This is a genomic window from Streptomyces sp. Act143 (assembly GCF_003143935.1).
GTDB lineage: Bacteria > Actinomycetota > Actinomycetes > Streptomycetales > Streptomycetaceae > Streptomyces.
Genome location: NZ_QFRX01000001.1, coordinates 1,019,377 through 1,042,673, shown reverse-complemented (window position 1 = coordinate 1,042,673; position 23,297 = coordinate 1,019,377). Strand labels below are relative to the sequence as shown.

Here is a 23,297-nt window from a genome sequence, read left to right as displayed (position 1 = left end):
TGGCAGGGGGTGTGCCATGGGGCGGCGCAGCATGCGGAGCGACCGGACGCTCTTCGAGCGCGAGCACGAACTCGCGGCTGTGGACGAGGCGTTGGGAGAGCTCACCGGGCTGCGCGCGGACGGCGCCGAAGCGGTGGGGCGGCCCCACGGCGGCCTCCTCGCCTTCGCCGGACCGGCCGGACTCGGCAAGACGACCCTGATGGCCGAGGTCCGCCGCCGCGCCGCCGCCCGCGGCTGCACCGTCATCTCCGCCCGCGGCGGCGACCAGGAACAGCGCGTCGCCTTCCACGTCGCCCGGCAACTGCTGCAACCCCAGTTCGCCGGTGCGGCCGAGGCCGATCTCCGGGCCCGGCTGGGCAGTTGGTACGACATCGTCGGTCCCGCCCTCGGCCTGTGCGCCCCGACCGACGGCGCCCCGCCCGACCCGCAGGGCCTGCGCGACGGCCTCGACTGGGTGCTCACCCACCTCGCCGTTCAACGCGCCCCCATGGTCCTCGTCCTCGACGACGCGCACTGGGCCGACCCCGAATCCCTGCGCTGGCTGGCCGCGTTCGCACCCCGCGCCGAGGAACTCCCGCTGCTGCTCGTCGTGGCGTACCGGCCCGACGAACTCCCCGACCACGCCGAGTCGTTCAGGGGGCTGCCCGGCCGGGCCGGCGGGCGCCCCATCGATCTCGAACCGCTCAGCGCCGTCGCCGTCGCCGGCCTGGTCCGCGAGGCCCTCGGCACCCACGCCGACGACGCGTTCTGCCGCGAGTGCTGGGCGGTCACCGCGGGCAACCCCTTCGAGGCCGTCGAACTCACCGCCAAGGTCCACGACCGCGGCCTCACCCCCACCGAGGCCGGCGCCCATCTGCTGCGCGACCTCGCCGCCGCCGTCAAGGGCAGCGGCCTGATCGCCCGCCTCGAACGCCTCGGCACCTCCACCGTCCGCTTCGCCTGGGCCTGCGCCGTCCTCGGCACCGAGATCCACCCCGGCCTGGCGGCCGCCGTCGCCGGGCTCGGCCACGAGGAGGCCGCCGACGCCGCCGACGCCCTGCGCGGCGCCCGCATCCTCACCGGCGCCGAGACCCTGGAGTTCGTCCACCCGCTCATCGCCACGGCCGTCTACCGGGCCATCCCCTCCGGCGTCCGCGTCGCCCTGCACGGCCAGGCCGCCTGGTGCCTCGTCAACGACGGCCAGGGCCCCTCCGCCGCCGCCCGCCACCTGCTGGAGACCCACCCCGACGGCGACAACTGGGTCGTACAGCAACTGCGCGCCGCCGCCGCCGAGACCCTCCGCACCGGCGCCCCCGACGCCGCCCGCGGCTACCTCGCCCGCGCCCTGCGCGAACCCCCGCCCTTCGAGGACCGGGCCGCCGTCCTCTACGAACTCGGCAGCGCCTCCCTGCTCACCGAACCGGCCACCACCGTCAACCACCTGCGCGCCGCCCTGGAAGAGCCGATCGCCGACCCCGGCCTGCGCCACCGCATCGTCTACCGGCTCTCCCAGGTCCTCGCCCACAGCGACCACCTCGCCGAGGCCTCCGACACCCTCGCCCGCGAGATCCGGGCCGGCGACGACGCCCGCGTCAAACTGCGCATGCTCTCCGAGCAGTTCATGTGGGACGCCTTCCGCGCCGACGAACCCGACCACCCCTCCCGCTCCCGCCGACTCGCCAAGCTCGCCGACCGCCTCAAGGGCCGCGACCTCACCGAGCGCTACATCATCGGCCTGCGCACCTGGGACGCCGTCCTGCGCGGCGAACCCGCCCACGTCGCCCTCCAGCACGCCGAACGCGCCCTCGACGGCGGCCTCGGCTGGGCCGAGCCCGACCGCGGCTTCGAGGTACCGGTCCTGGTCGCGCTGGCCTTCATGTACGCCGACCGCCCCGGCCGCACCGAAGAACTCTTCGCCGCCGGGATCGCCGACTTCGAACGCCAGGGCTGGCGCGGCGCCCACCTCTCCTTCGGGTACACGCTCCTCGCCTACGTCCGCTACCGCCGCGGGCGCCTCGCCGAGGCCGAGGACTTCGTCCGCGCGGGCCTCAGGCTCGCCGAACGCGTCGGCCCCGGCACCCCCGCCCACTGGTACGCCGTGGGCATCCTCATCGAGGTCCTCCTCGCCCGCGGCCGGGTCACCGAGGCCGCGCAGACCGCCGAGGACTACGCCTTCAACGAGCCCTTCCCGGCCGCCGTCGTCTTCCCCGACGCCCAGACCGTGTACGGCGAACTCCTCCTCGCCCGCGGCCGGACCAAGGACGCCGTCAACCAGCTGGCCTCCGCGGGCCGCCGCCTCGACCCGCGCGGCATCCGCAACCCCGCCTGGTGCCCCTGGCAACTCCACCTCGCCCGCGCCGAGAGCCACGACACCCCTGAACGGGCCGTCACCACCGCTCTCGAAGCGCTCGCCCGCGCCCGCCAGTTCGGCACGCCGTCCGCCATCGGCCAGGCGCTGCGGACGGCGGCGGAGGTCTCGTCGGGTTCGATGCGGGTGAAGTACCTGGAGGAGGCCGTCGCCCAGCTGGACTGCTCCCCGGCCGGGTACGAGCTGGCGTGCGCGCTGGTGTCCCTGGGGACCGAGCTGCGACGTACGGGGCGGGCGACGGAGGCCGCCGAGCACCTCTACCGGGGACTGGACGCGGCCGCACAGTGCGGTGCCGACGGCCTGGTGGAAGAGGCCCGCGACGAGCTGGCCGCGGCGGGCCTGCGCCCACGCCGCCTGCACAGCACGGAGACGGACACCCTCACGACCCGGGAGCGCACTGCGGCCACGCTGGCGGCCGAGGGCCGCTCGAAGCCGGAGATCGCGCGGGAACTGCACAGCGACGAGCAGACCGTCGTACAGCTGCTCTCGGCGGTCTACCGCAAGATGGGCACGGACAGTACAGGACTGCGGGAGGCACTGGCAGCGACCTGAGGGCGACGCCCCGAGGGGGCGCGGCCTGGATCCAGGTACGGCTGTGCCGCGTGGGTGCGCCCGGTCCCCACGCACCCGCAGCAGCCCCACGACGTCCAGGCCCCGTACGATGGGTACATGTCGTTCCTCCGCCGCCGCAGCGCGACTCCCGCCGGCCCAGACTTCGACGTACTGGCCATGGACCCGGGCGACTGGCCCGGCAACCTCGGCGCCGGCCTGCTGCCCGCCCCCGACGGCACCTGCCAGGGCGTCTTCCTGCGCTACGACCTGTTCGGCGGCCGCGGCCCCGCGATGATCATCGGCAACCTCCCCGAGGGCTCCCCGGCCCGTGAGCTGGGCGAGGGTGAGATCCCCTTCGAGGTCGCCCAGCTGCTCATCGCGCTGGAGAACGACGAGGAGGTGACCGTCACCGAGACCGAGGACATGCCCGTGATGCAGGGCGACAACCTCATGATCGTGCGCCGCCTCAAGCTCTCCGAGAGCCGGATCTCCTGCGTGCAGTTCGACCGCAGCGACAACGTCCTGGTGACCATCGCGGCCTGGGACCGCCCGATCACCGACGACCTGTACGCCCTGCTGAAGCCGCTCCCGGCGGAGCTGTTCCAGCAGGGCTGAACCCGGGCGCCGCTAGCGGGCCGGCCGCACGTCCACGTCGGCCGCCCGCACGAACGCGACCCGATGGCCGTACTGGATCTCGTAGTACAGGTCCTTGCCGACCACGACCCGGTGGGAGTCCGTGGTGAAGGTGACCGCGTAGTAGTACTCGCCGGGCACCTTGTCCCCGACCACGTACCGCTGGCCCGCGGGCAGGGTGTACGGCAACGGCGACACCGCCTGCGCGGGCACCCCCGCCGGGTACGCGGCGGCCTCGGGGTAGGCCCGGCCGTACACCGGCACGGACGTCAGGCCCTCCTTGGGCGTCACCACCAGGCCGCTCGCGCGCACCGCGGTCGGGTCCTTCGCCGGGTTCCTGAACCATGCCTTCTGGCCCAGGTACCAGATCGCCGTCCACTGGCCCTCACGGCCGGCGACCGCGTACTGCTGGCCGGTGGAGACCCGGGAGGAGATGTCGTTGACGCCCGTGCCCGGTGTCGTCCCCAGGCCGATGTCCTTGATCAGGGGGTAGTCCTCGCCGGGCCCGGAGTACAGCCGCACCTCGCTCGACCCGTGCGCCGCGCAGGGTTCGCCCTTGGTGACGCAGCCGGTGTACACGGGCTGGTTCGTCGCGTAGTCCGGCAGGATCGTCAGCACACCGTGCCCCTGCTTCGAGCCGGGCCCGTCCAAGGGGCGGCCCAGCAGCTCGAAGTAGTGCCGCCAGTCCCAGTAGGGGCCGGGGTCGGTGTGCATGCCGGGGACGGTTCCCGTCGTCGGGCCCGGCACGTTGTCGTGGCCGAGGATGTGCTGCCGGTCCAGCGGGATGCCGTACTTCCTCGTCAGGTACTTCACCAGCCGCGCCGACGAGCGGTACATCGCCTCCGTGTACCAGGCGTCCGGGTTCGCCAGGAAACCCTCGTGCTCCAGGCCGATCGACTTGGCGTTGACATACCAGTTGCCCGCGTGCCAGGCCACGTCCTTGGCCTTCACATGCTGGGCGATGTGGCCGTCGGTGGAGCGCAGGGTGTAGTTCCACGACACATAGGTGGGGTCCTGGACCAGGTTGAGGACGCCGTCCCAGGCCCCCTCCGTGTCATGGATGACGATGTACTTGATGCTCTGCGACGCCGGGCGGTCGCCCAGGTCGTGGTTGCCGTAGTCGTTGTCGCCGAACTCCTCGTACGGAGCCGGGATCCACTCGCAGGACACCGACTTCGGGCACTCGGTGTCACCCGTGGCCAGTGTGCGCAGACCGGCGTCCGCGAGCTGGTCCGTCGCGGGGGAGAGGCCGGGCCGGGCCGCCAGGGCGACCCGCTGGCCCGCGTCGGTGGTGCGCTCCTCGCCGCTGCGGATCACGTCGTACACGTCGTTCGCGTACGCCGCCGCCGTCGCGGTGTCGTCCGCGCCGGAGAAGCGCGCCACCGCCGCGTACCAGTCCGCCGGATCGTCGCTCAGCGGCTCGCCCAGATCGCGCTGGGCGTCGGCCAGCAGCGCGGCACCGCCGGCCACGTTCGCCGCCGGGTCGGTGCGCAGCTCCGCCGCGCTCAGACCGGTCAGCTCCGCCGCCTTCGGCAGCGTCGTCAGGCGGGCCGGGAGCTCGGCGGGCGCCGGGACCTCGGCGGACGGGAGCAGCGGTGTGCGGGCGCTGTCGCCGCGCGCGTCCTCCGTGCCCTCACTGTGGTGGGCGGCTCCGGCCAGCGCGGTGCGGGCGTCGGTGAGGTGCATCGGGCCGTAGCCGCCGGTCACGCTCGGCGCGCCGGCATGCGTGTCCCAACGGGACTGGAGGTAGGAGACGCCGAGGAGGACGCTCTGCGGCACCTGGTACTCGGCGGCCGCCGAGGCGAACGCCAGCTGGAGGCTGTTCGTGGACGTCTGCGCGCCGGAGGGAGCGGCGCCGAGCAGCGGGAAGAGCAGGGCCGCCGTCACTGCGGCGGTACGCGTACGTCTGTGCCCGGAGGCACTCTGGGCGGGGACTCGCAATGCAGCCTCCTGGGACGGTCGGGCGCGATGAGCCGTGCGGGGCCGGGCGTGCGTCAGTGGTACCGGCTTGCCGACGATCCGTCAATCATGCCCAGGAGAGGGCGAATTCCCTCGTCAACCAGGGGATGCGGGAGTTTCGTGGCGGCGGCCCGCGTGCCTGCGGGGCGTCAGTGGCGTACACCAATGGTCCGCTCAGCAGGGAGACGGTGAGCGGACATACGAAGGTCCGCGGCGCGCGGCTGTCCCTGGCGCACCGCGGACCTCCGTCCCCGTCAGCGAGTCCCGACCGCCGCGCGTACGGCCCGCCGGGCCAGCTGGCAGTCGTCGTGCAGCCGCCTCAGCAGCAGCCGCTGTTCCTCGCCGGACGGCGCAGCACCTGGGTGGGCCACCCCCGGTGCCGCCGGGGTCGTGTCGTGCATCGAACGCTGCACGGCCGTCTCGTAGGTACGGATCTCACGGGTCAGTACGAGCATCAGGTTGACCAGGAACGCGTCGCGCGAGGCCAGGCCCGCCGACTGTGCGATCTGGCTGATCTGACGACGGGCCGCCGGGGCGTCCCCGAGCACCGACCACAGCGTCGCCAGGTCGTACCCCGGCAGGTACCAGCCCGCGTGCTCCCAGTCCACCAGCACTGGACCGGCCGGTGAGAGGAGGATGTTCGAGAGAAGTGCGTCGCCGTGGCAGAACTGGCCCATGCCCTGCCGGCCCGCGGAGTGCGCGATGCCGTGCAGCAGTTTCTGGAGGTCGCCCATGTCGCGGTCGGTGAGCAGCCCCAGCTCGTGATAGCGGGAGATGCGGGCCGCGTAGTCCAGCGGGGCGTCGAAGGTGCCCGCCGGGGGGCGCCAGGCGTTGAGCCGGCAGATCGCGCCGAGTGCCGCCCGGATGTCCGCCCGCGGCGGCGCCTCCGTCGGGTGCCGGTGCAGGGCCGCCACCCGGCCCGGCATCCGCTCGATCACCAGGGTGCAGTTGTCCGGGTCCGCCGCGATCAGCCGGGGCACCCGCACGGGCGGGCGCTGCCGGACGAACGAACGGTACGCCGCTATCTCGTGGCGGATCCGCTCGGCCCACACCGGGGAGTGGTCCAGTAAACACTTCGCGACGGCCGTGCTGCGTCCGGTCGTCCCCACCAGGAGGACGGAGCGTCCGCTGCGGCGCAGCACCTGCACCGGAGCGAACTCCGGGCAGATCCGGTGCACCGACGCGATCGCCGCACGCAACTGCGCGCCCTGAGGGCCGGACAAGTCGAGTCTCCCGCTGAGCGGTTGGGTACCGATCCCCGGCACGCGCCGCGTCCTGCCGGCACCGAGCACGGGGGCCGCCGGGCGAGCGGGGTCGAGGTAGGGGCCGCTGCCCGCCGGGCGGGGCTGCAGCGGCCGGGGCGGGGCGGACACGGAGGACGATGCTGCGTACATGGGCGAAACAGATCCCTTCGTGTGCCAGCAGTACAGGTGTGTCTGCGCAACAAATGTGTCTGCGCCAACAGTCGTGCCTGCGCAATCACGTACGTTGCGCTGTCGCGCTACCCGGCCCGGCCGCCCGGGTGCACCCTGGGGAATGCACCCGTCATATGGCAGCGGCCGGGTCGGGGTGGCGCGTTCCTACCTGACACCCGACGGCCAGTGGCACACCATCTGGCGCACCCTGGCGAACCCTGGCGAATAGTCGCCCGGCAACTCTCGCCGGGCTACTGTCAACTCAGCCGAGAACCTGGGGGCTTGACGTGAGCGGACAACCCAACACCCGCCTTTCGGACCTGTTCGGCCTGGCCGGCTGGTCCAAGGGTGAACTCGCGAGGCTGGTCAACCGGCAGGCGGCGGCCATGGGCCACCCCCAGCTGTCGACCGACACCTCGCGGGTGCGGCGCTGGATCGACATGGGAGAGATCCCGCGCGATCCCGTACCGCGGGTGCTGGCTGCCCTGTTCACCGAGCGTCTCGGCCGTGTCGTGACCATCGAGGACCTCGGTCTGGTCCGGCACGGGCGTGCGGGGAAACGGCAGGGCGGCGGGAATGCGGAACATCCCGACGGTGTGCCGTGGGCGCCCGAGCGGACTGCTGCGGTCCTCACCGAATTCACGGGAATGGACCTCATGCTCAACCGACGCGGCTTGGTGGGCGCGGGTGCCGCGCTCGCCGCAGGATCCGCACTCAGCAGCGCCATGCACGACTGGCTCCACACCGATCCGGCCCTCACGGCCGACGCCCCCCAGCTCGACGATCCTCTGCACGCCGACCCCGCTGGGTTCGACCGCTACGAGGCCGCCCCCATCGGGTCGCAGGAGATCGAGGAACTGGAGCGCTCGGTCGAGGTGTTCCGGGCGTGGGACGCGGCCCGCGGTGGCGGGCTGCAGCGCAAGGCAGTCGTGGGCCAACTCAACGAGGTGGGCGGCATGCTCGCCTACCGTCACCCCGACCATCTCCAGCGGCGCCTGTGGGGCGTCGCCGCCAACCTCGCCGTTCTCGCGGGCTGGATGTCGCACGACGTCGGCCTGGAGCCCACGGCCCAGAAGTACTTCGTCATCGCCGCCCATGCGGCCCGTGAGGGCGGTGACCGGCCCCGCGCCGGGGAGGCGCTCTCCAGAGCGGCTCGCCAGATGGTGCACCTGGGCCGGCCCGACGACGCACTCGACCTGATGAAGCTCGCCCAGTCCGGTTCCGGCGACGAAGTGCTGCCGCGGACCATGGCGATGCTCTACACCGTGGAGGCCTGGGCGCAGGCGTCCATGGGCAAGGGGCAGGCGATGCGCCGCACGCTCGGCCAGGCGGAGGACCTCTTCGTCTCCGACCGCAGCGACGTGCCGCCGCCGAGCTGGATGCAGATGTTCAAGGAGGAGGACCTGTACGGCATGCAGGCCCTGGCCTACCGCACGCTCGCGGAGCACGAGCCCGGCGCGGCCGTGCACGCCCAGCACTACGCGGAGAAGGCCCTGGCCCTGCGGGTCGACGGGCGGCAGCGGTCGAAGATCTTCGACTTCCTGTCGATGGCCTCCGCCTGCTTCATCGCGGACGACCCGGAACAGGGCGGTACGTACGCCCGGCTGGCCCTGGTGTCGATGGGTTCCAACTCCTCGCACCGCACCTGGGACCGGCTGCGCCAGATGTACCGGCTCACCGCCGAGTACTCCAGCTACCCGAAGATCCACGAGTTGAGGGAGGAGATCAAGCTGGCCCTGCCGAAGCAGGTGAAGGGTGGCAACAGCGCACGGGCATAGGGGGCTTGTGCGCTGAACCTCACACTGAACCTCTGAGGTGCCGTCAGGCCCAGCCTGCGAGCCGCCTTCTGGCCTTGTGCGGTGCTTTCGGGCTCAGTGGGTCACCCTTGCGATGAGTACGCAGGCGTCGTCCGTGCGCTCGGTCTCGCCGAACTCCTCCACGACCATCCGTACACAGTCCTGTGCGGTGCACGTCTCGTCGAAGCGCGGGGCCAGGTCGAGGAGACGGTTCACGGCCTCCGTGCCGTGGTGCCCGGGCACCAGTTGTTCGGTGTGCAGTACCAGCAGGTCGCCGGCCTCGAGAGGCTCTTCGGCCTGTTCGTAGACGGCACCCGAGGTCGCGCCTAGCAGGACGCCGTCCGGTGCGCTCAGCCTGCGCCCCGTCCCGTTGCGGAACAGCAGCGGGGCGGGGTGCCCGGCTTGCGCCCAGGTCAGCGTGCGGGTCTCGGGGCGGTACCGGCAGCAGACGGTGCTGCCCAGGGCCGGTTGAGCGGTGGTGTCGAGTAACTGGTTCAGCCAGGACAGCAGCTGCCCCGGCTCGGTGCCCGCCATCGCCATGCCGCGTACGGCGCCGAGCAGCGTCGCCATGCCGGACGTCACGGCGACGCCGTGTCCGGTGAGATCGCCGACGCTGAGCAGCAGGTCGCCGCCGGCGAGTTGGAGGGCGTCGTACCAGTCGCCGCCGATGCGAGCGTTCGTCGACGACGGCAGATAGTGGGCCGCCAGATCCAGAGTTTCCGGCCCCTGCCGCGGGAGCCGCAGGGAACCGCGCCACGGCGGCAGCACGGCCGCCTGCAGCTCGACCGCGAGCCGGTGCTCGGTCTGCGCGCGGTGCCGGTGGCGCTGCAGCGAGTCATGCGTCTCGCTCACCACCTTCTGACTGCGGCGCAGTTCGCTGACGTCCCGCAGCACGGCCCACATGGAAGCGGTGCTGCCGTCCGGGGCGAGTACGGGCTCGCCCATCATGTGCACCGTGCGCACGGCGCCGTCCGGGTGCAGCACGCGGAACTCGCCGTCGATGGGCCTGGCGTCGACAAGACAGTCCGTGACCATCGAGGTCAGCTTCGGCCGGTCCTCGTCGAGGACCAGGGCCGGCAGCTCGTCGAGGGTGAGCGGGGGAGCGGCCGGGTCGCGGCCCAGGATCTGATAGAGCTCTCCGGACCAACTCGCCTCGTCCGTCAGCAGGTTCCATTCCGCGCTGCCCACCCTGCTGAGCAGGGAGCCGCGGGCGGGGGCCGGCGCGGGCTGCTCGGCGGGCGCGGGATCGGCGGGCCCGGCGAGGGCGGGGCCGTCCCGCAGTTGGGCCAAGTGCTCGTCGAGGTCGTCGAGTTGGTGCAGTGCCAGGTCGTAGAGCGCGCGCTGCCAGCGTCCCTGCGGGTCCGATCCGTCCTCCTGGGCGTCCCGCCGTACGGCGTCCACGTCGCCCTTGAGCCGCCGCGCCTGCGATATCAGCGCGTCGACCGAGCCGCGCCCGGGTGGTTGGGCGGCTGGGCGGTCCGCGGAGAGGTGGGACGGCATGACGCACTCCGATGCGGGACGGTACGACCAAGGCGGGCGGAGGGACCGTTACGACTGTTGCACAGCCCGCGACGCCCTGTAAGGGATTTGGCAACACACGATACGGTGGTGCTTCTGGCATATGCCACAGTCTTCACGGAGCGGTTTCGCCATCCGAATGATGTACGCCGCCTTTGGGGCAAGTCGTAGTGAGCGTACGTGAGTTGACGGAGCGTCGAGGCTTTCGTGTGCGGATTCATTTGTGTGTTCGACGGGCGGGTGTTCTAAGAGGCGTAACACATCAGGACAGGGCCGTGCCAGACGCAGATCCGGGACGGGGAGGTGGGCTCGGGAGTCGGGTCCACGGGGGTGGGATCGGCGGGGGTCGGGTCGACGGATGTCGGTGTCGTGGGTGTGGACGCGATGGGTGTCGGGGTGGGGGCCGGCGTGGGCGTGAGGGCGGGCGTAGGCGTGGATGTGACAGGTGCCGGGGTGGGGGGCGTCGGCGGTGCTGGGGGCGTCGCTTCCATCGAGGGCGGTGTCGCCACAGGTGTGACCGGCTCCGGCTCGGACGCCGTGGCCTCGGGCTCGGCTGTCGTCTCCTGAGCCGGAGTCGCAGTCGGCGCTGAAAACAGAGTTGAAGCCGGAGTCGAAGTCGGAGTCGGAGCCGAAGTCGGAGTCGGAGTTGCGGCCGGAGTGGACACCTCCGCAGCGACCGTCCCCTCCTCAGCGGGCGCTGCCTGAGGTGCCTCCGGCGCGGCGGCGGGCGGCGAGTCGTCGCCGACCACGCCGTTCGCCCGCGCTTCCGTCGGCGCCGCCTCCTGTGTCTGCGCGGGTGTGCTCTGCACCGTCGCCGCCCGCTGCTGCGGTACCGGCGTCGAGTGACCCGCGCTGCTCAGCACGATCCCGGCCACGACCGCCGCGCCTGCCACCGTCGCGCCGATCGCGGTCATCGCAGCGCCGGGTACCTTGGACCCGCCGGTCACGACATGGCGTGCGGCATGCAGCAGACCGCCGCCCCCGTGCGCCCCGGAGCCCGAGGCCGCGGCGGCACCCGCGCCCGCCGACCCGGCCGCGAGCGGCAGCAGGAACTTGCCCGAGCCGCCCAGGACGAAGATCAGCAGCGCCGGACCCGCCAGCGCCGGCAGCCGGTCGTTGGCGCGCATCAGCACCGCGAGCCGCGCACGGCAGTCGGCGCAGTCATCGAGGTGCGCGAGGAGCTGCGCGGACTGACGGGGTGTGGAGGCCTCCCGTACATGGGCGGGCATACGGTCCCAGTGCGCTTCGCACGCCGGGTCGGCCGGGGTGCCGGGATGTGCGCGCAGGAACGCCTGGCGCATGCCCTCGCGGGCCCGGTGCAGCAGTACGGCGGTGGCGCCGCGCTTCGTGCCGATGCGGCGGCCGATGTCCTCCAGCGGGACGTCCTCCGCCTCCGCGAGCCACAGCGCCTTGACCCACCGCTGCGGTAGCTGGCCCAGCACCCGGGCCAGCAGGTCCACGGAGGAGACCCGCTCGGCCGGGTCGTCCCCGGCGGTGCCGACCTGCACCCCCTCGGCGGCCCACGGGTCCTGCGGGGTCTCACGGGCCGCGGCGGCGCCGACCGTCGCGGCGAGGTGCCGGACGGTCGTCATCAGGTACGCCGGGACGTTGTCGACCTCATGGCCGGCCGACAGCCGCCGCCAGACCCGGAAGTGCGCCTCGGCCACCAGGTCCTCGGCGACCCAGGGGTCACGGGTCAGCGAGCGGGCGTAGGCGACCAGGCGCGGCTGTTCCTCCTCGTAGACGCGGGTGTACGCGGCTATGGAGGAGTCGGCGGACGCGGGTGTGGACGCGGACGTGGCGGCGGGGCCGTCGGACATGGCAGGAACTCTCCCGTCCCCTGCGGTGGGTTCGGACAAGTTCGTAACCTTAAATGACGAACATCCCTTTTATGGGTGACGTAGGTCACAGCAATTGATGGGGGTCTCCGCGTAATGCAGGCGGCACCTGCGAGGTCGTAAAGACGTACCGGCAAGAGGGCCGCCCTCCGATCCGCAGGGGAGACCGACCATGGACATCACCATCGAGCAGTCCGCCAAGGGGCGTCTGGTCACGGCCGACGAGCAGGAGCTGCCCGTCGCCGCGACCTTCCGCTATACCTCCGCGGACCCGCTCGCGGTGCACATCGACTTCCCGCCGGAGATCTCCCTGGACGGCTCCACCGTCACCTGGAGCTTCGCGCGGGGTCTGCTGGAGGCGGGCCTGCGCGGCCCGGCCGGCGGCGGGGACGTGCACCTGTGGCCGTGCGGCCGGGCCCGTACGGTCGTGGAGCTGCACTCCCCGTACGGGCTGGCCCTGCTCCAGTTCGACACCGCCGCGCTCCGCCGCTTCCTGCTGCGCACGTACGCCGTCGTGGCGGCCGGGCAGGAGGACGTCGGCGCGGAGGTCGAACGCGGGCTGAGCGCGCTGTTCGGGAGCGTCTGACGGGCCCTGTCAAGGTCGCCGGTCGTCCACGAAGCCGGCTCTGGCCAGGGTCCAGACCGCGACGATGTCGAGCGTCATCACGCTGATCGACCACAGGGGATAGAAGGGGATGAACATGAACTGGGTGATCAGGCTCACCGCGCCCAGTGCGGCGCCGGCCCCGGTGCCCCAGCTCTTGCCGAGGAGCACTCCCAGGCCGGCGGCGACGAGCCCGATGCCGACGACGATGTGGATCCAGCCCCACGCCGTCAGACTGAACTCGTAGGTGTAGTCGGGCGAGCTGAAAATGGTGTCGCGGGTGACGGCGACGACACCGAGGAGGATGCTGAGCGTGCCGCTCAGCTCCAGCGCCCAGCCGGCGAAGAGCGTGAGGCCGCCGCCCAGGCGTCGTGCGCTGATGTCGGGGTGTCCCCCGCCGGATGTCTGCGCCATGTCAGGACCTTCCCGTGCGGTGCGGTCGTCCCCGAGTTCAATGTCAGTACCGCAGCACCCCCGCGATCCCGCGCGCGTCGCTCAGGGTTCCGTCCGGTACGAAGCGCACGTCGGCGCCCGTCTCCAGGCACTGCTCGACGATCTCGTCCACGATGTCCTCGCGGGCGTCGAGGTCGTCGCTCGCGGCCGGGACCAGATGGTCGCCGCCGGTGTCACGCACGGTGATCCGGAAGTTCTCCTCGACGGCGAGCAGCCGGACGCGGCCTTCCCGGGCGTTCTGCCAGACCTCGTCGACCCCGGCCGCGAAGGCACGCCTGCCGCGCGCCGTCTCCAGCTCCCGGGTCACGGCCGCGGTGGTCTTGCGGGTCTCGGCCTCGTGCAGTGGCCGTACCGCCTGCCACACGGCGTCCGGGGTGCCGTGGGCGAGTCCGCCGTGCGGGACGTGCACGGCGTCCTTGGTGCAGGTGCCGACCTCGTCCAGGACGGACAGCGCCGCCTGCTCGCCGGTGACGTAGAGCGGCCGTGGCTGATCCCTGAGGAGCTTCGCCATCGCGGTGTCGGCGTCGCGCAGGAAGTGCCGGGTGCTCTCGTCCCGGAACGTGCTCGGCATGTCGCCGATGCGCTCCTGGCGTTCGGCGTCGAAGTTCTCGCGGTGGTCCCTGGTGAGCGGGAAGCCCGCGATGCGCTCCTCTGCGACCCGGTCCGTGCCGCCGTTCCAGAGCGTGGCGCGGTCGGGGGCGACCGACAGAACCCAGAAGGGCCGCTCGGAGGCCTGTGCGGAGACGAGGTTGCGGGTGAGGAAGGTGTCCGACAGCACCACGCGTTCGGGCACGCTGCGGGCCAGCGACCAGACCTGGTGCTCACCCGGCGCGGCGAAGATCACCAGACCGTCCTCGGCGTGTGCCAGGTCGACTTCGGTGAGGGCCTGGTCGAGCTGGCGGGCGACGTCGATGCGCCGCTCGCGGGGGACCGCGGGATCGGCTTCCAGCTGCTTCTTGGCCTCGGCCACGACATTGCGCAGCCGGACCGGGTCCTGGGTGTTCTCGGGCTCCCGGCGATGGGTCGGAGTCAGCACGGACACCGCCGGATAGCGGCGCGGGCGCCGCAGCTCGGAAAGGGTCGTGGGACTGAGTGCGTGCTCCATATCAGCACGATAGGACTGATCGCCGGATAGGGCATTAGGGGCAACGAAGTCAGGCAATCAGAACATTTCGCTGTTAGCGTCGCTTGGGTCTCCTCATGACGGTAGGTCTCCGATGAGTCAGGCCGACACCAAGACCCAGTCGCCCCCCGCCGCGAAACTGTCGCTGCCGACGCTGACCACCATGGTGGTCGGCTCGATGGTGGGCGCCGGCGTGTTCTCCCTGCCGCGCCGGTTCGCGCAGGAGACCGGCGTGGCCGGTGCCCTGATCGCCTGGGCCGTGGCCGGCACCGGCATGCTGATGCTCGCCTTCGTCTTCCAGACGCTCGCGGTGCGCAGGCCCGACCTGGACGCGGGTGTGTACGCGTACGCCAAGGCCGGTTTCGGTGAATACCTGGGCTTCTTCTCGGCGTTCGGCTACTGGGCGAGTGCCTGCGTCGGCAACGTGACGTACTGGGTGCTGATCATGTCGACGATCGGCGCGATCGCCCCCGCCCTCGGCGACGGCGACACGGTCCTCGCGGTGGTGCTGTCCTCGATCGGGCTCTGGCTGTTCTTCGCCCTGATCAGCCGGGGGGTGAAGGAAGCGGCGGCGATCAACCGCATCGTCACGGTCGCCAAGGTCGTGCCGATCATCGTCTTCGTCATCCTCGCGCTCTTCTACCTCAAGCCGGCCGTCTTCGCCGACAACTTCGGCGGCGCCGACTACGCGGGCTCCCTCTTCAACCAGGTCAAGGGCACCATGCTGGCCACGGTGTTCGTGTTCCTCGGCGTCGAGGGCGCGAGCGTCTACTCCCGGCACGCCAGGCGCCGCGAGGACGTCGGGCGGGCCACGATCCTCGGTTTCGTCAGCGTCTTCGCGATCTTCGCGTCGGTGACGATCGTGTCGTACGGCCTGATGCCGATGGCGGAGATCGCCGAGCTGCGGCAGCCCTCCATGGCCGAGGTGCTGGAGCACGCGGTCGGCACCTGGGGCAAGGTGTTCGTCAGCGTCGGCCTGATCGTCTCCGTGCTCGGCGCCTATCTGGCCTGGACGCTGATGGCGGCCGAAGTGCTGTACGTGGCCGCCAAGGACGACGACATGCCGCGCTTCCTCAAGCGCGCCACCGCCGCCGACGTACCGGTGCCGGCGCTGGTGATGTCCACCGTGCTCAGCCAGATCGTCCTGGTCGTCACGCTGTTCTCCGACGACGCCTTCAACTTCGCCCTCGACCTGACCAGCGCGCTGACCCTGATCCCGTTCCTGCTGGCGGCGGCCTTCGCGGTGAAGATCGGCCTGGGCGGGCCGCGGGGCCGGCTGGTGATCGCCGTCGTCGCCACCCTCTACACCGCGTTCCTCATCTACGCGGCCGGCCTCAAGTTCGTACTCGTCTCCTTCATCATCTACGCCCCCGCCAGCGTGCTGTTCGTGATGGCCCGCAGGGAGCAGGGCCGACGGCCCTTCTCGCCACGCGAGTTCGTCATCCTCGCCGTGTCGGTGGCCGGCGCGGTCCTCGGCATCGTGGCCCTGGCACTGGGCTGGATCAGCCTGTGAAGTCCCCGGAAGGTGCACCGTGACCAGTAGTCAAGACACCCGTCCCGCGTACGGCGTCCACTCCGAGGTCGGCAGACTCCGCAAGGTGCTGGTCTGCGCACCCGGACTCGCCCACCGCAGGCTCACCCCCACCAACTCCGACGATCTGCTCTTCGACGACGTCATGTGGGTGGAGAACGCCCAGCGCGACCACGCCGACTTCGTGAACAAGCTGCGCGAACGCGACGTCGACGTGGTCGAGTTGCACGATCTGCTCGCCCAGACCATGGCCGTGCCGGGCGCCCGGGACTGGCTCCTGGACCGGAAGATCGTCGCCAACGAGGTCGGCCTCGGCCTCGTCGACGCCACCCGCGCCTACCTGGAGTCCCTCGAACCCGAACGGCTCGCCAAGTACCTGATCGGCGGCCTGGCCACCACCGACCTGCCCGAGGACTTCCGCTCCGGCTACCTGGAACTCGCCCGCGAATCGACCGGCGTACGCGAGTACTTGATGCCGCCGCTGCCCAACACCCTCTACACCCGCGACACCACGTGCTGGCTCTACGGCGGCCTCACGCTCAACCCGCTGTACTGGCCCGCCCGGCACGACGAGACGCTGCTGATGAAGGCGGTCTACAGCTTCCACCCCGACTACGTGGGCTCCACCGTCTGGTGGGGCGACCCCGAACTCGACTGGGGCCAGGCCACGTTCGAGGGCGGGGACATCATGCCGGTCGGCAACGGCGTGGTCCTGATGGGCATGAGCGAGCGCACCTCGCGCCAGGCCATCACCCAGGTGGCCGCGGCGCTGTTCAAGAACGGTGCCGCCGAGCACGTCATCGTCGCCGGGATGCCGAAGCTGCGCTCCGCGATGCACCTCGACACCGTCTTCACCTTCGCCGACCGTGACCTGGTCACCCTGTACCCGACCATCATGGACGGCGTCCACACCTTCTCCCTGCGGCCCAGCGACAAGGCGCCCGGCATCGAACTCGTCGACGAGGGCTCGACCCCCTTCGTGGACGTCGTCGCCAAGGCGCTCGGCCTGCCCGGACTGCGGGTCGTGGAGACCGGCGGGGACGCCTACGCCTCCGAGCGCCAGCAGTGGGACAGCGGCAACAACGCGGTCGCCCTGGAGCCCGGCGTGGTGTTCACCTACGACCGCAACACCCAGACCAACACCCTGCTGCGCAAGGCCGGCATCGAGGTGATCACCATCGTCGGCGCGGAACTGGGCCGCGGCCGGGGCGGCGGCCACTGCATGACCTGCCCGATCGTGCGGGACCCGGTCGAGTTCTGAACTAGGCCTTCCCGCCCGGCGCTTCGAGCACGGCGATGTTCCCCTGCGCCACCGCGCACAGGGTCTCCGTCCCTGCGTCGTCCACCGTCACGACGTCGCAACGGGTCACGACCCGGGTGCGGCCGGCCCGCACCACTTGGCCGTGCGCGCGCAGGACGGCGCCCGTCGCCGGACGCAGGTAGTCGATGGTGAACCCGGACGTGATCAGCCCCGCACCGGCGACGGTCGCCGCGGCGAGCGTGAGGGTGTTGTCGGCGGCGTAGGAGAGCACTCCGCCGTGGACGAAGCCGTACTGCTGGAGCAGTTCCTCACGGATGTCCAGCTCCAGGGCCGCCTCGCCGTCCCCGAAGGCCGTCACCCGGGCGCCCAGCAGCCTGCTGAAGGGCTGTTCCCCGAGGACCTTCCGCGCCAGCTCCAGATCCATCGTGCCGCTCACCCCGTCACCTCACTTCATCAGTGAAGTGAGGGTGGCGCGAGCGGGTGTCCTCTGTCAACATCGGCCCATGCCCGCCGAGCCCGACCTGCGCCTCTACTTCCTCCTCCAGCGGGCGGCCCACCGTCTGCGCACCAGCGCGGACCGGCGCTGCCTGGCCGCCGCGGGGGTGACCACGGCCCAGCTCGGCGCCCTGTTCGCGGTGCGCGACCGGCCTCGCCAGACCCAGCAGCAGCTGGCCCGCACACTCGGACTGCGCGAGTCGGCGGTCACCGCGCTGGTCGCCCGGCTCACCGCGGCCGGACTCGTCGCGAAGTCGGCGCATCCGCGCGAACACCGGGCCGTGGTGCTGGAGTTGACCGAGGCGGGGGAGGCGGCACTGACGGCGGCGCAGCCGGAGATCGACCGTTTCAACGCCGAACTGCGTGGCGTGCTCGGCGACGACGGGTTCGGCCGGGCCGCGCACGCCCTGCGGCAGCTGGCCCACTGGGAGGCATGAACCTCCCGGGGCCTCCCGGGGCCTCCCGGGGCCTCCCGCGACCTCCCGCGGGACCTGCCGACGACGGCTCGCCACGGATCACAACGGCTCAGCGGTCGTCGTCCTCCGGCCCGCAGGAGCTGCCGCTGGGCGGCAGGGAGCCGTAGAGCAGGAAGGCGTCCACCTTGCGCTGCACGCATGTCGAGGAGCCGTACCCGGTGTGGCCGTCGCCCTTGTTGTCCAGCACCACGGCCGCGTCGCCCAGCCGCTTCGCGGTCTCCACGGTCCAGCGGTACGGCGTCGCAGGGTCGCCGCGGGTGCCGACGAGGAGCATCTTCGGGCCGTCGACGTCCCGTACGTGCGTGCGGATGTAGTCGGTGCCCTTGGGGCGGCCGTAGCACATCAGCACCTCGGTCAGGCGGTAGCGGCCGAAGACGGGGGAGACCTGCTCGTACTCGGCGCGCAGCCGGCCGAGGTTCCGGGTGATCTCGTCGGCGGTGGGGCGATCGGGGTCGTCCGCGCAGTTGATCGCCATGAGCGCGGCCGGCAGGTTGTCCAGCGGGACGTCCTCCTGGTCGGCGAGCTGACCCTCGCTGTCGTCGTGTCCGTCGTCGCCGGCCGCCCGGCGCGGCAGCGCGTAGCCGCCGCCCGAGAAGCTCAGGACGCCCCGCGTGTCGCCGTCCTCGACGAGCTGGGCGACGGCCCGCTCCAGGGACGGCCACAGCTCCCTGCTGTAGAGGGCCTGCGAGAGGGCGCCGACGAGATCCTGGCCGGAGAAGGTGCCGCCCCAGTCGGTCGGCACCGGGTCCTCGTCGAGCGAGTCGATCAGCCGTACGACCTGTTCCCGGGCGGAGCGTGTGTCCTGACCGAACGGACAGGCGATGTCGTCGGCGCACCAGTCGACGAAGTCGTCCAGCGCCTTCTGCTGGCCCTCGGCTCCCACGAGCGCCTGCTCGGGCATGGGCTCGGTCAGTGTGTCGACGCCGTCGAGCACCAACCGGCCGACCCTCTTGGGGAACTGGGCCGCGTACACCGCGCCGAGCCGGGTTCCGTAGGAGAAGCCGAGGTAGTTGAGCTTCTTGTCGCCGAGGACCTGACGCATCACATCGAGGTCGCGGGCGGCGTTCACCGTGCCGATGTGGGGCAGGACGGGGCCGGAGTGCTCGGCGCACGCGGCGGCGGCCTTCCTCAACTGCGTGAGCACGGATCGCGGGTCGTCGCTCACCTCGGAACCGTCGTCCGTCGCCGCCAGCGCCTGGTCGGCGCCGTCCCCGCAACTGACCGGCGAGGACCGGCCGACGCCGCGCGGATCGAAGGACACCACGTCGTAGCCCTTGGTCAGCCCCATGAACTCGTCGCCTCCGGCGGCGAGTTCGCTGACGCCGGCGCCGCCCGGACCGCCGAAGTTCAGCAGCACCGAACCCCGAGGCCTCCCCGTGGCCCGGTAGCGGGCCAGGGCCAGTTCCAGCGTGCCGGACGCGGGCGCGGAGTAGTCCAGGGGGACGGTCACCTTGCCGCACTGAAGGTCCTTGGGCGCCTCCAGGCCCGCGCACTTGGACCATGTGACCTTCTGGTCGTAGAACCGCGAGAGGTCCGGCTTGTCCTTGTCCGCGGTCACCGTCGGCAGTCCCGCGCCCAGCAGCGTCAGGCCGACCGCTCCGGCGAGCGCGCAGCGCCGGAGCCGGGGCCGCCCAGACAGCTTGGCCAGCATCGATGCCTCCAAGGGCGCCCGTCGCGGACCGGGAGAGCGGCACCCACGCTCACGATAGGCGGCCCCCGGAAGGGGCGCCTCCGGGCGGGCGGGATCATATGAAATGCCTTATCCTGCGCCGCTCCATGTGCATTCGACGGTTTTACTGCCAGTTCGACAACCATGCCGCTCGATGGGGTGAAAGGCCGATAAGCCATAACTCGGATGGTTCGCCTGCGTTTTATCCGGTGCGGGCGAACGCCCGCGACCAAGTCTGGAAGGCAGGGAACCTATGAAACGGGTTACCCGAAACGGTGTGATCGCCGTCGCCGCGGTGTCCGGCGCCATGGCCGTGACGATGCCGGCGTTCGCCGACTCGGCGGCGGACGGTGCCGCGGCCGACTCGCCCGGTGCGGTCTCCGGCAACACGATCCAGCTGCCGGTCCACGTACCGGTCGACGTGTGCGGCAACACCGTGAACGTGGTGGGGCTCCTCAACCCGGCCGCGGGCAACCGCTGCGCCGACGAGGGCGCAGGCGGCTCCCCCGCACCGGCGGGCGCCGCGGCCCGGGGCGACGAGGAGGGCTCGCCCGGGGTGATCTCCGGCAACGGCGTCCAGCTCCCCGTCCACCTCCCCGTGAACGTCACCGGCAACAGCGTCGACGTGGTCGGCGTCGGCAACCCGGCCACCGGCAACGAGTCCGTCAACACCTCCGGCGACGAACCCGGCGACGCTCCCGGTGAGACCCCCCGGCACCCGGCCCCGAAGCCGCCCGCACCGCCCGAGGCGCACCCCGGCCCCAAGGCCACCGCGCCCGCACCCCGGCTGCCCGTGGCCTCCCTCGCCCGCACCGGCACCGACCTGACGCTCCCGGCCGCGGCGGGCAGCGCCGCGCTGCTGCTCGGCGGGGCGGCGCTGTACCGGCGCTTCCGCCCCGGGACGGAGCGCTGATCCCCCTCCTCAGGAGGACGACGGAAGGCCCTGCCGGAATGGCGACCGGCGGGGCCTCCGCCGTGTTCACGAGGGCGCCACGGTGGCCGTCAGCAGCACCATCCCCGAGTCGCCGTAATCCGGCAGCGTCGGATCCCGGTCGATATGACGGACCGTCAAGTCGCGGGTCAGCGGCGCGAATACGGCTTCGACCGTGGCCGGGTCCACCGGGCAGCCCGGCCATCTCGACGCCGGCCCGATCCGGTACGTCGGCATGTTCTCCATGAACGCCGCCACCAGATGGCCGCCCGGCCGCACGCACCGCGCGAACGCCCGGCAGAAGTCCGCGAACTCCTCGCGGTCCTCGGTGGCGCCCTCCGCGACGAAGTGCATGGACGCGAGCCCGTATCCGCCCCGTTCGAGGGTGCGGACATCCTGGTGGACGACGTGCACCCGCGCCAGCGACCGGGCCGGCGTCGAGGGCAGCTCGGGGTTGAGCCGCCGGCACAGCGCGTGGAAGGGCAGCCAGCTCGCCTCCGGCCCGCACACGATCTGCCGTTCCAGATAGGCGATGTTGCCGGCCCCCGCCTCCACGGCCTCGATACGGCGGCCGGCCGCGGAGGCGAGGATCAGCGGGTAGAGATTGGGCCCGGCGCCGAACTCCACCGACCGGGCGATCTCGCCGGGCGCGAACCGCCCAGCCGGGCGGCCGTGTCGGTGCGCCGCAGCGCCTTGGCCAGCCGGCTGCCGACGGCCATCAGCAGATGGTCTCCCGCCAAGTGTCCGAGGGTGTCGTTGACCTGCTTGAAGTCGTCCAGGTCGACGAAGAGCAGACAGGTCAGGGAGCCCTCGCGGCGGCCGCGCAGCAGCGCCCGCTCGATGCGTTCCAGGAGCAGCGTGCGGTTGGGCAGCCCGGTCAGGGAGTCGTGGAAGGCCCGCTGGGTCAGCTCGTGCTCCAGACGCCGCTGCTCGGTCACATCGCGCAGGGTGACCACGAGCCCGGCCACGGTGCGCTCGTCCCGGAAGTCGCTGCACCGCACCTCCACCTCGACCCGGCCCTCCCGGTGCCGCACCCACCAGTGGTCGTGGGTGGCGCGCGGCCCGCTCTCCCGTACGGCGTCGAGCTCCCGGGCCGCCCGGCTCCGGTCGCGGGGGTCCACCAGCCCGGGCAGCGAGGCCCCGACGAGATCCGTGTCGCCGAAGACGGAGGCGGCGGACGGGCTGGCGTAGCGGACGGTGTTGTCGTCCTCGACGATCAGGATGACGTCGGAGGTGTTCCGCACGAGGGTGCGGAAGTACGCCTCGCTCTCCCGGCGGACGATCTCCTGGCGCAGCGCGACCCGCTCGACGGCCAGGCCCGCGTGGGAGGCGAGGATCTCCAGCGAGGCCCGGGTCTCGTGGAGCGGCTCGGACGGTCCCGCGACCAGCAGGACCCCCGGGACCTGGGCGGCGGGACGGTCGGGCGGTGTCATCGGGTAGGCCAGGACGGCGGGCAGGGTCCCGAGGTCGTCGGCGAGGTCGGGACCGAGCTCGGCGCGGGGCACCATGCGACTGCCGCCCGGCGTGAACTCCGCGGCCCGGCCGGCGGACAGCAGCAGCGTGCGGTGGCGGACCGTGGGACCGAGCAGCGTGTCGACGGCCGCCTCACAGGACCGGGCCACCTCCTCCAGCCGCACCGCCGAGACCAGCGACGCTCCCGCACGGCGCAGCGCCAGCTCCCGCGCCACCGCTTTGCGGTGCACCACGACGATGCCCGCCAGACGCAGGATGACCAGCAGGAACAGCACGCTGGAGAAGGCGGCGATCACGGAGGCGTGGTGGGGTGAGCCGCTCAGCCCCTCGTACAGCAGGATGCCGGGCGCGACGAGGGTCGCGACGGTCAGCATGACCAGTCGGCGCGGCCGGGGGAGGAGGGACACCTGCTGCGGTGCGGTCGCGGTCAGCGCCACCATCGAGGGATGCAGCGCGGCCAGTCCCCACGCCGTGTAGAAGACGATCCACCCCGTGTCCAGCAGCGTGCCGGTCTCCCACATCAGGTTCAGCTGGAGGATGCCGTACGCGATGTCGAAGCCCAGCAGCGTCGCGGTGCCGACGACCAGGAGTTGCACCGACCGGTTGGGGCCGTCCACCGGGCCCGGGGCCAGCAGCCGGGCCAGCAGGGCGAGCACCAGGACGTCGCCGAGCGGATAGGTGACGCTGATCGCCCGCTGCTGCCAGGTCAGTCCCTCGACCTCGGTGAGCGGCTGGACCAGGTACACCCACACCGGCAGCGCGAGACCGCTGGTCAGGATCAGGGCGTCCAGCAGACTCGGCAGGTCGTGGCCCGACCAGCGGTGGCGCACCAGTCCGGACAGGCCGACCGCGAAGAGCGGATAGGTCGCGAGGTAGCAGGCGTCCGCGGGGGAGGGGAAGGGGTTGGCCGCGTGGAAGTACGTCTCCATCACGTTGTAGTACGTGTCGCCCGCGATGAAGGTCAGCAGACCGGCGGCCAGCACCCACCAGGGCCAGCGGTGCGCGGGGCGGTGCAGAAGGCTACCGGCGAGTACGGCGGCGACGCCGGCGAGTCCGATGACGGCCCACAGCGAGGTGCGGGCGCTGGGGACCGTCAGGTGGACGAGGGTGGCGACGGCGACCGTCGTGATGTGGGCCGCCATCAGCCGATGTGCCGGCAGCAAGGGCAAGCGCCTCCCCCGGTGGAGGAGACCGGGCCGTCCTACCTGGTCCGGGATCCTTTC

Annotated in this window: 17 protein-coding genes and 1 pseudogene; 8 read left to right on the top strand and 10 right to left on the bottom strand. The window is 72.0% G+C overall.

The window, feature by feature from the left end:
• Positions 1-16 precede the first annotated feature (16 nt).
• Complete coding sequence (locus DI272_RS04605; protein WP_109493848.1) at positions 17-2,899, top strand: AAA family ATPase; 2,883 nt, start codon at positions 17-19, stop codon at positions 2,897-2,899.
• A gap of 117 nt (positions 2,900-3,016) precedes the next feature.
• Positions 3,017-3,514, top strand: coding sequence for a hypothetical protein (locus tag DI272_RS04600; protein ID WP_109500685.1), 498 nt, complete (start codon positions 3,017-3,019; stop codon positions 3,512-3,514).
• A gap of 12 nt (positions 3,515-3,526) precedes the next feature.
• On the opposite strand, the gene DI272_RS04595 is transcribed toward DI272_RS04600, so the two are convergent.
• Together DI272_RS04595 and DI272_RS04590 are read right to left on the bottom strand one after the other, a co-directional pair.
• Positions 3,527-5,473 carry an N-acetylmuramoyl-L-alanine amidase gene (locus DI272_RS04595; RefSeq protein WP_181387084.1) on the bottom strand — a complete coding sequence of 649 codons (1,947 nt, stop codon included), beginning with the start codon at positions 5,471-5,473 and terminating at the stop codon, positions 3,527-3,529.
• A 272-nt stretch (positions 5,474-5,745) separates the two neighbouring features.
• Positions 5,746-6,885 carry an aminoglycoside phosphotransferase family protein gene (locus DI272_RS04590; protein WP_109493846.1) on the bottom strand — a complete coding sequence of 380 codons (1,140 nt, stop codon included), beginning with the start codon at positions 6,883-6,885 and terminating at the stop codon, positions 5,746-5,748.
• A gap of 308 nt (positions 6,886-7,193) precedes the next feature.
• Between DI272_RS04590 and DI272_RS04585 the strand changes: the two genes are divergently transcribed.
• Positions 7,194-8,684 carry a hypothetical protein gene (locus DI272_RS04585; protein ID WP_109493845.1) on the top strand — a complete coding sequence of 497 codons (1,491 nt, stop codon included), beginning with the start codon at positions 7,194-7,196 and terminating at the stop codon, positions 8,682-8,684.
• 93 nt (positions 8,685-8,777) lie between these two features.
• Here the strand turns inward: DI272_RS04585 and DI272_RS04580 are convergent, their stop codons facing one another.
• Both DI272_RS04580 and DI272_RS04575 read right to left on the bottom strand, forming a co-directional pair.
• The gene (locus DI272_RS04580) at positions 8,778-10,202 is read right to left on the bottom strand and encodes a PP2C family protein-serine/threonine phosphatase (protein WP_109493844.1); all 1,425 of its coding nucleotides are present in this window, start codon (positions 10,200-10,202) and stop codon (positions 8,778-8,780) included.
• 263 nt (positions 10,203-10,465) lie between these two features.
• Positions 10,466-12,040, bottom strand: a complete 1,575-nt coding sequence (locus tag DI272_RS04575) for a sigma-70 family RNA polymerase sigma factor (RefSeq protein WP_109493843.1) — start codon at positions 12,038-12,040, stop codon at positions 10,466-10,468.
• A 190-nt stretch (positions 12,041-12,230) separates the two neighbouring features.
• On the opposite strand from DI272_RS04575, the gene DI272_RS04570 reads away from it, so the two are divergent.
• Positions 12,231-12,644 (top strand): SsgA family sporulation/cell division regulator, encoded by a 414-nt coding sequence (locus tag DI272_RS04570; RefSeq protein WP_109493842.1) that lies wholly within the window; start codon positions 12,231-12,233, stop codon positions 12,642-12,644.
• 9 nt (positions 12,645-12,653) lie between these two features.
• On the opposite strand, the gene DI272_RS04565 is transcribed toward DI272_RS04570, so the two are convergent.
• Together DI272_RS04565 and DI272_RS04560 are read right to left on the bottom strand one after the other, a co-directional pair.
• Positions 12,654-13,076, bottom strand: a complete 423-nt coding sequence (locus DI272_RS04565) for a hypothetical protein (protein WP_258314466.1) — start codon at positions 13,074-13,076, stop codon at positions 12,654-12,656.
• Between the two features lie 43 nt (positions 13,077-13,119).
• Positions 13,120-14,220, bottom strand: a complete 1,101-nt coding sequence (locus DI272_RS04560; protein WP_109493841.1) for a chemotaxis protein — start codon at positions 14,218-14,220, stop codon at positions 13,120-13,122.
• Between the two features lie 112 nt (positions 14,221-14,332).
• Here DI272_RS04560 and DI272_RS04555 point away from each other — a divergent pair, with 112 nt between their 5' ends.
• Entirely contained in the window at positions 14,333-15,751 is a 1,419-nt protein-coding gene (locus DI272_RS04555) for a basic amino acid/polyamine antiporter (RefSeq protein WP_109493840.1), read from the top strand.
• A 19-nt stretch (positions 15,752-15,770) separates the two neighbouring features.
• Positions 15,771-17,030, top strand: a complete 1,260-nt coding sequence (locus DI272_RS04550) for an arginine deiminase (protein ID WP_109493839.1) — start codon at positions 15,771-15,773, stop codon at positions 17,028-17,030.
• Position 17,031: 1 nt separating this feature from the next.
• Here the strand turns inward: DI272_RS04550 and DI272_RS04545 are convergent, their stop codons facing one another.
• Positions 17,032-17,454 carry a PaaI family thioesterase gene (locus DI272_RS04545; RefSeq protein WP_109500683.1) on the bottom strand — a complete coding sequence of 141 codons (423 nt, stop codon included), beginning with the start codon at positions 17,452-17,454 and terminating at the stop codon, positions 17,032-17,034.
• 79 nt (positions 17,455-17,533) lie between these two features.
• On the opposite strand from DI272_RS04545, the gene DI272_RS04540 reads away from it, so the two are divergent.
• Entirely contained in the window at positions 17,534-17,962 is a 429-nt protein-coding gene (locus DI272_RS04540; protein WP_109493838.1) for a MarR family winged helix-turn-helix transcriptional regulator, read from the top strand.
• Between the two features lie 88 nt (positions 17,963-18,050).
• Here DI272_RS04540 and DI272_RS04535 read toward each other — a convergent pair whose 3' ends face one another.
• Positions 18,051-19,652, bottom strand: coding sequence for an alpha/beta hydrolase (locus tag DI272_RS04535; protein ID WP_109493837.1), 1,602 nt, complete (start codon positions 19,650-19,652; stop codon positions 18,051-18,053).
• Between the two features lie 295 nt (positions 19,653-19,947).
• Here DI272_RS04535 and DI272_RS04530 point away from each other — a divergent pair, with 295 nt between their 5' ends.
• Positions 19,948-20,583 (top strand): chaplin, encoded by a 636-nt coding sequence (locus DI272_RS04530; RefSeq protein ID WP_309221648.1) that lies wholly within the window; start codon positions 19,948-19,950, stop codon positions 20,581-20,583.
• 66 nt (positions 20,584-20,649) lie between these two features.
• On the opposite strand, the pseudogene DI272_RS04525 reads toward DI272_RS04530, so the two are convergent.
• Positions 20,650-21,258: pseudogene (locus tag DI272_RS04525) on the bottom strand (class I SAM-dependent methyltransferase); the annotation flags it as partial.
• The gene (locus tag DI272_RS04520) at positions 21,192-23,216 is read right to left on the bottom strand and encodes a diguanylate cyclase domain-containing protein (protein ID WP_109493835.1); all 2,025 of its coding nucleotides are present in this window, start codon (positions 23,214-23,216) and stop codon (positions 21,192-21,194) included. The pseudogene DI272_RS04525 and the gene DI272_RS04520, both read right to left, overlap by 67 nt.
• Between the last annotated feature and the right edge of the window lie 81 nt (positions 23,217-23,297).

Excerpts from the sequence above, each read along its gene's own strand:
- DI272_RS04590 (WP_109493846.1), bottom strand. The coding sequence starts at position 6,885 with ATGTACGCAGCATCGTCCTCCGTGTCCGCCCCGCCCCGGCCGCTGCAG.
- DI272_RS04535 (WP_109493837.1), bottom strand. The coding sequence starts at position 19,652 with ATGCTGGCCAAGCTGTCTGGGCGGCCCCGGCTCCGGCGCTGCGCGCTC.
- DI272_RS04520 (WP_109493835.1), bottom strand. The coding sequence starts at position 23,216 with ATGGCGGCCCACATCACGACGGTCGCCGTCGCCACCCTCGTCCACCTG.
- DI272_RS04545 (WP_109500683.1), bottom strand. The coding sequence starts at position 17,454 with ATGGATCTGGAGCTGGCGCGGAAGGTCCTCGGGGAACAGCCCTTCAGC.
- DI272_RS04565 (WP_258314466.1), bottom strand. The coding sequence starts at position 13,076 with ATGGCGCAGACATCCGGCGGGGGACACCCCGACATCAGCGCACGACGC.
- DI272_RS04540 (WP_109493838.1), top strand. The coding sequence starts at position 17,534 with ATGCCCGCCGAGCCCGACCTGCGCCTCTACTTCCTCCTCCAGCGGGCG.
- DI272_RS04600 (WP_109500685.1), top strand. The coding sequence starts at position 3,017 with ATGTCGTTCCTCCGCCGCCGCAGCGCGACTCCCGCCGGCCCAGACTTC.
- DI272_RS04570 (WP_109493842.1), top strand. The coding sequence starts at position 12,231 with ATGGACATCACCATCGAGCAGTCCGCCAAGGGGCGTCTGGTCACGGCC.
- DI272_RS04560 (WP_109493841.1), bottom strand. The coding sequence starts at position 14,220 with ATGGAGCACGCACTCAGTCCCACGACCCTTTCCGAGCTGCGGCGCCCG.
- DI272_RS04580 (WP_109493844.1), bottom strand. The coding sequence starts at position 10,202 with ATGCCGTCCCACCTCTCCGCGGACCGCCCAGCCGCCCAACCACCCGGG.
- DI272_RS04605 (WP_109493848.1), top strand. The coding sequence starts at position 17 with ATGGGGCGGCGCAGCATGCGGAGCGACCGGACGCTCTTCGAGCGCGAG.
- DI272_RS04575 (WP_109493843.1), bottom strand. The coding sequence starts at position 12,040 with ATGTCCGACGGCCCCGCCGCCACGTCCGCGTCCACACCCGCGTCCGCC.
- DI272_RS04555 (WP_109493840.1), top strand. The coding sequence starts at position 14,333 with ATGAGTCAGGCCGACACCAAGACCCAGTCGCCCCCCGCCGCGAAACTG.